The organism is Rhizobium moroccans, assembly GCF_057559155.1.
This window is the reverse complement of the sequence record NZ_JBHFJG010000002.1, coordinates 134,523-141,380: the sequence shown is the minus strand read 5'-3', so window position 1 is coordinate 141,380 and position 6,858 is coordinate 134,523. Positions and strand designations below refer to the sequence as shown.

Genomic DNA, 6,858 nt, shown 5'->3' with positions numbered 1-6,858 from the left:
CGCGCTGCCGCTTTCGATCATTCCCACATTCTTCGTCATCGATCTTCTCGGATTCTCGCTCAATATTCTCAGCCTGCTGGCGATTACGCTTGTAACGGGCATCCTCGTCGATGACGCGATCGTCGAGATCGAGAATGTCGTTCGACATCGAAACATGGGCAAGTCTGCTTATCGGGCCGCCCTCGATGCCTCCGACGAGATCGGGCTGGCGGTGATCGCGATCTCCGCCACTATCATTGCTGTTTTCGCGCCGGTTGGACTGATGAACGGCGTTGTAGGCTTATATTTTCGCGAGTTCGGCCTGACCGTCGCCATCGCGGTGTTCTTCTCTCTCCTGGTCGCGCGGTTGATTACGCCGATCATGGCAGCCTACCTCATGACCACCCGGCCGGCCGCGGGAAGGAAAAAGGGTCGGGTAATATCCGCTTATGAAACCGTCCTGAGGACGAGCCTTCGCTGGAAAGGGGTGACCGTCGGATCTGCTTTCGGTCTTTTTGCGGCTGCCATCATCTCTTTGATGACTGTGCCCACCACCTTCCTGCCGGATGAAGACATGGGGCGGCTGACGCTGACCGTCGAATTGCCACCGGGTGCAACTCTTGAAGAAACCCGGACGGTAACCGACGAGATTGTGGCCCGGGTGATGAAGCTCGAGGAGGTGGAGGGCGTTCTGACGCGCGCGGGATCGAGCATGAGCGGTCAGCAGGATGTGCGTTACGCGGTCACCTCGGTCGACCTTCTGCACAAGGGGGAACGGTCCCGCTCATCCTTTGACATCGAGGCAGATATCGAAAGATCGATCGCTTCCATACCCGACACTCGCCTTAGATTCCTTAATAATCGCGGAGAGCGCGAGCTGTCATTCTCCGTACTGGGGAGCGACGGCGATGCTGTTCAGAACGCGGCTGACGATATACTGCTCGAAATGTCGAGCGACAAGAGCTTCGTCAATCCGGCAAGCGACGATACCGCCATGCGGCCCGAACTGAGATTGACAGTGCTGACTGACAAAGCGGCGACGCTCGGGGTCTCCACCGCAGCCGTCGCCAGCACGATGCGCATATCGACGATCGGCGACGTGGACAGCCAGCTTGCGAACCTTATCGAAGGTTCGCGTCAGATCCCGATCCGGGTCGTTCTCGATCCCGCAGCACGGGGGCAGCTTCCGGTCTTTCATACGCTGACCGTACCTTCGGCCGACGGCAGACAGGTGCCGTTGGCCACTGTCGCGGAGATCGGCATTGACGAGACCATCTCAGCCATCAATCGCTTCGATCGCCAGCGCCGGATTGAAATAGGTGCGGACATGGCCGAGGGCCTGACATCGGGTCAGGGTCTCGATCGGTTGCTTCAGATGAAAAGCGTGAACAGCCTTCCCGACGGCGTGCGCGTACAGGCCACCGGCGATTCCGATACCGAAGCTGAAGTATTCGAGAGTTTCGCCACGGCAATGGGGGCGGGCATTATGCTCGTTCTGATCGTGTTGATCCTGCTGTTTAGAAGTATCCTGGCTCCTTGGACGATCCTTGCTTCCCTTCCGCTCTCGATCGGCGGTGTTGCAGCTGGTCTTCTCCTGAGCGGCAACGCGATATCACTTCCTGTGGTGATCGGCATACTGATGCTGATGGGTATCGTGACCAAGAATGCCATCATGCTCGTCGACTTTGCCGTCGAGCGGGAAGCACATGGACTTGTCCGAACCGAGGCCATTGTGGAGGCGTGTATCGAGCGGGCGCGCCCGATCATCATGACCACCTTGGCGATGATCGGCGGGATGCTGCCGTCTGCCTTCGGCGTTGGGGATGGTGGCGAATTCCGGGCTCCCATGGCCATAGCCGTCATCGGAGGACTTTTCGTGTCCACCGTACTGTCTTTGATCGTGATCCCCTCGTTGCACCTCATTTTCTCAGATTTCGGCGATCGCTTGAACCGGCTCTTCAGCCCTTTCCTCCAGTCGGCCGATGCCGACCTCGAGCGGCGCTGATGACAGGGGGATCAGTGAGACTGATCCCCCTGTCATGTTTCTCAGCAGGTCTTAACAGGTGGCAACATATCATTAAGCGAGACCAGCCTCGCCTGTGACAAGAAACCGTAAAGATCCTTCGAGATGAGGTTTCACGCATCATGGGCAACATTCAGGCTCCGTTCCGGCAGCGCTATCGTATCAATGCACTTCGGGCAGCTGGCGGCCTCGCATTCTGCTTGCTTGCAGTCACATCGGGGCCGCCGGCACCTCCCTTGGTGAGAGCCGTTTTTGAGGTCATGGGAACGCTGGCGATCTTCATTGCAATTGCCGGTCGAGGTTGGTCGCTATTCTACATCGGCGACCGCAAGAATTCGGAACTCGTCACCTATGGGTCTTATTCGATCACGCGCAATCCGCTCTATTTCTTCAGTCTGATCGGCATTGCCGGAGTTGCCGCGCAAACTGGCAGTCTATTGCTCGTCGGCGCAATCACGCTGACGGCATATCTGGCATTCGACATGGCCATGCGAGGCGAAGAGGCCTACCTGGCCAGCCGCTATGGCCAACGCTTCCATGAATACCGGCGGACGACTCCGAGGCTTTGGCCGGATCTTTCCTTGTGGCGGGAATGCGACGATACGCTCCTTCGCTCGGCGAAAGCCCTCGGGAGTTTGAGGGACGGGGTGGTCTTCCTTGCCGCATGGATCGGCGTAGAGCTCATCGAACTTGGCCAGTCGGTTGGTCTTTTGCCAGTGTTCTTGACCCTGCCGCTCTAATGAGGGCTTGCTACGGCGGGTCAGGGACCTGCTTGGCCTTTCCAACCCTCGCAACAAAACTTAATAAAGCGAAACATTCGCAGTCTGCGTCACATGCATTGTGCGCCAGTTGAGGCAAGGAAGACGACAATGCAATCAAGTTCCGCGAACGCGAAAATTCTGATCGTGGAAGACGACCCGGAGATCGGCAAACTTCTCGCGCTCGCGGTGCAGGAAAATGGGATGATTCCCACCGTCGCCGACGATGGGCATATGATGCAGTCCTTGCTGCGTAATAACGAATTCGACCTCATCATTTTGGATGTCATGTTACCGGGCGAAGATGGTCTGAGCATCTGCAGGCGGATTCGTTCCCAAAAGACGACACCGATCATTCTCCTGACGGCGCTTGGGGAGGAGGTCGACCGTATCGTGGGGCTGGAGGTCGGCGCCGACGATTACGTGACGAAACCGTTCAGTCCCAGGGAAGTCGTGGCGCGCATCCGTAGTCTTCTGAGGCGGGCGTCCTATGGCTTGGTCAATAACTCGGCCCAGCGCAAACTGCGCTTCGAAGGGTGGCAGATCGACCCGCTGCGCCGACAATTGCACGACCCCAGCAATGCCAGAGTTGCGTTGACAACGACGGAATTCGATCTGCTGTTGGCATTCTGTCGGAATCCCGGACGTGTCATCACGCGGGAAGAGCTTCTTTCCCTCACGCATACAGGTCTTGCCGGGCCGATCGAACGCAGCGTCGACGTGCATATCAGCCGGCTGCGTCAGAAGATCGAGTCGGATCCGAAAACGCCGGTCCTGCTGCAGACGGTCAGGCTCGGCGGTTATATGTTCACCGCCAATGTCGAGCAGGGCTGACTGTCGCAATAAAGAAAGAAATTAGGTACCAACCGTCACCACTGAAGCGGGTCTTCAGGCGCGAGTACGTGATCTTGTCTGCTGGGCTATGATTTTACGCCGGGCGCCCTCTGGAACACCATTCAGAAGCCTAGGAAATAGCTTGGCCCATAATTGCGGACAGCGTTCTTACCTTGCGGCTCTGGTGGCACTTTCTACATAATTCTGCAAAAAAAAGCCGGGTATTTGCCCGGCTTCTCGTTGTTCGTTTTCTTCCAATTCAGAACTTGTAACCGACAAACACCGAGGTGGAGGGCTGCAGCTTCTCTTCCACGATCGGGCTGTCGGCGGCATCGCCCGTCAGTATGCCAAGGCTCGCTTCGCCGCGGATCAACCAGTTTTCGCTCAGCATATACGTGGCGGAGGCTGAGACGTTGACGCGCTTGAGACCAGCATCCGGCTTGTATTCGGACAGACCGGATCGTGCCGCTTGCGCAGCGTTCACACCGAAATAGGCTTCCATGTGCTTGCTGTTGGCGACGACAGCCTCAACGCCGGCGCCGAGGATCAGGCGCTCGGTGACGGGCGCCTGATATTCGGCACCGAAGGTCCCGATCAGGCTCTCGCTGCCGTCGATCGTCTGGTCGACGCTGGCATAGAACTCGAAGCCCTTCCAGCTATAGGAAGCCTTGGCGCCAATTGTTGCGGCGAAGTCGATGTCGCCCAGTCCATCGAGACGGTCCGCGTCGTCCTCGTCCCGCCCGCCTTCGTAGCCGACCTTGGCCGCCAGCGCGAAACCCTCGTGTCGAAGCGCCGTGACGGTTACACCTGCCGGGTCGATTTCGAGCCACTCGCCATAAGTGAAGACGATCACCGGTATGGGCTGCACTTCAAACTTGTTGCCGCCTTCATATTCCGGTTCGTAGATTGCGCCGCCGCCAACAATGAGGCTCCAGTTTCGCTGCGGCTTCTCGTTGTTGAACCGCTCCTGATCGAATGGCGGTTCTGGGGTCTGTGCCCCAAGGATCGCGTCGGCGGCGAGTGCGCTCGAAGCCGTGCCGGCGAACACGAAGGAGAGGCATAGGGCGCTTGATCGAAGTCGCCGATCGGTCCGTTGGATAAAAGACATGGGTGCTCCAGTGATTTGACACGGAAGCCGTCGGCGCGCGCCGAGGACCGTGTTTGCAACATCTCCGTCCTGCCATGGGCCGAGCTTGGCCGGCGTGTCTTTGTGTTACGCTTTGTTGCGGATAGGCCTGACGACGGACAGTTCCTGCGGGCATTTGCGGCCGATCGACACAAAACTTAATCTCGGATTTCCGTGGAACGCCCTATTCTCCGCCGGATCGGGTCTGCCATAGAGCCGTTTCAAGTCAACCAGCGGGCATGGAGCCCAAGGAGGCGTTTTGGGATTTCGGATATCCCGGTCGATCTCGACCATTCACGGCCAGATCACCGCCGTCATTTTCGCCTGCCTGATCATTGCCTTCGTCATAGGTTCGACACTGGAAGCCTGGGTGCGGGACGAATATACTGCCCCTGATCTGGAAGGTATGTCTGCCCGTGTTTCGGCAATCGCCTCGGTCTTGGCAACGGCTACGCCCGAGGAGAGAAGCTCGGTTCTGGCGGCGGCCAATCGCGGCGGGCAAAATTTTGTCCTGCGTCCGCTCTCCTATTTTGACGATTTCACCACTACGTCGCCGGACGAGCCTTTCATCCAGGTTGCGATCGATCGCCTCCTGCCTCCCGAAGACCGACCCATACCATTCGGGGGCTGGAGAACCTTCGTCGGCGGTAAGCGCGTCCTCGCAGCCAAGATCGATGACGAAACGCTGCTCGTCATGGAGCTGCTGCCCGAAAGCTTTCTTCGCAACGATGCGTTGCGATTTGGTTCGAACTACCTGGTGGCGACGGTCACGCTGATCATCCTGTTCTCCATGTTCGCTGTCTGGGCGATAACCCGCCCGCTGCGCCGGATTGCCTCCGCGGCTATGAAGGCGGACATCTCTCTCGGCGCGGCACCGTTCGAGGAGCGCGGCAGCGTCGAGATTGTGACGCTTGCGCGGGCGCTCAATGGAATGCAGCGCCGCATCTCGGCCATGGTCGATGCACGCACGCGAATGCTTCGCGGCATAAGTCATGATCTCAGAACACCGCTGACGCGATTGAGGCTTCGCGCCGAGAGAGTGAACGAAAACGAAGTCCGGGAAGCCTTGCTCACGGATATAGAACGAATAGACCGGCTCTTGAAGGAAAGCCTCAGCTATCTGCGGGACAATCACCAGAGCGAGGCATTCCAGCGTGCCGATCTCGGCTCGATATTGCAGACGGTGTGCGATGAGTTCGCGGATATGGGGCATGAAATCGCCTATCGCGGTCCCTCGCGATTGGTTGCAAGCTTCAAGCCACTTGCCATCACGCGCGCGGTGACGAACCTGTGCGACAATGCGACCAAATTCGGAAGCCGTGTCGATGTGACGCTATGCGCGACTGATGGTGAAGCCATCATCGATGTCGCGGATGATGGACCGGGAATTCCCGCTGAGCATCGCGACCGGGTACTTGAGCCATTCTATAAAGCCGATGCGGCGCGGGGAGGGGCGGATATTGGCTTCGGCCTCGGGTTGTCCATCGTCACCGAGATTGTACAGGCGCATCATGGAAAGCTGGAATTGATGGATCGTCATCCGCACGGATTGATTGTCAGGCTGGCTATACCTCAAGAGCAGAGTGCGATCGAGTTGGACCGGTGATCAACCCATTGATAACTACGGCACCAAGAAAACAGCTCGCTATAAGCTGGGCTTAATATCACTTTGGCTGCAAAGTAGACCTGCTCGGCCCGTACTTCCTGAAGTGCCGGCGCGATGATGCATAGACCAAGCGCAACGTATAAGTACCAATCTGGTAATGCGCACCCGGAGTGCCCTCCAAATCTGCATCAGATCAGCTTTCGGGTTGTCACGTCCTTGGGCAGGTGTCCGAAACGCTATCGTAGGACCGGCGGCATTCCGTTACGCCGGCCCTACGGTCGCGGATAGGTTCCGTGGCTTTGGCGCCCCGCGACGCTCCTCAACGCTGAAGTTGAATTTCGGTTCCAGAGCGACACAGCTCATAAGGATGAGGCCTGGCGGCTTCGACTCCGCCAGGCCTCATGGCTGCGACTTATATGCTTCGGGGGACAACGGACTTCGCAGCCTCGCACCACTTGGGGAGGTCAATGACTGGTGCGATAGCAGATAAACCGCGCATCCCCTGAAACGGTTCCCTTCAACATCGGAGAAA

At 58.0% G+C, this 6,858-nt stretch carries 5 protein-coding genes; 4 read left to right on the top strand and 1 reads right to left on the bottom strand.

Going from position 1 to position 6,858, the window contains the following annotated elements; genetic code table 11:
- The 3 genes from ACE04I_RS02390 to ACE04I_RS02380 all read left to right on the top strand — a co-directional run.
- On the top strand, positions 1-1,984 hold a 1,984-nt coding region (locus tag ACE04I_RS02390), incomplete at its 5' end, for an efflux RND transporter permease subunit (protein WP_487206500.1).
- A gap of 140 nt (positions 1,985-2,124) precedes the next feature.
- On the top strand, positions 2,125-2,742 hold the full coding sequence (locus ACE04I_RS02385) for a methyltransferase family protein (protein ID WP_137326697.1): 618 nt from the start codon (positions 2,125-2,127) through the stop codon (positions 2,740-2,742).
- Positions 2,743-2,871: 129 nt separating this feature from the next.
- Entirely contained in the window at positions 2,872-3,594 is a 723-nt protein-coding gene (locus ACE04I_RS02380) for a response regulator transcription factor (protein ID WP_487206499.1), read from the top strand.
- A 259-nt stretch (positions 3,595-3,853) separates the two neighbouring features.
- Here ACE04I_RS02380 and ACE04I_RS02375 read toward each other — a convergent pair whose 3' ends face one another.
- Entirely contained in the window at positions 3,854-4,702 is an 849-nt protein-coding gene (locus ACE04I_RS02375; RefSeq protein ID WP_487206498.1) for a MipA/OmpV family protein, read from the bottom strand.
- 277 nt (positions 4,703-4,979) lie between these two features.
- On the opposite strand from ACE04I_RS02375, the gene ACE04I_RS02370 reads away from it, so the two are divergent.
- Positions 4,980-6,326, top strand: a complete 1,347-nt coding sequence (locus ACE04I_RS02370; RefSeq protein WP_046793130.1) for an ATP-binding protein — start codon at positions 4,980-4,982, stop codon at positions 6,324-6,326.
- Positions 6,327-6,858 lie beyond the last annotated feature (532 nt).

Coding starts and splice junctions, on each gene's coding strand:
- ACE04I_RS02380 (WP_487206499.1), top strand. CDS start 2,872: ATGCAATCAAGTTCCGCGAACGCGAAAATTCTGATCGTGGAAGACGAC.
- ACE04I_RS02385 (WP_137326697.1), top strand. CDS start 2,125: ATGGGCAACATTCAGGCTCCGTTCCGGCAGCGCTATCGTATCAATGCA.
- ACE04I_RS02375 (WP_487206498.1), bottom strand. CDS start 4,702: ATGTCTTTTATCCAACGGACCGATCGGCGACTTCGATCAAGCGCCCTA.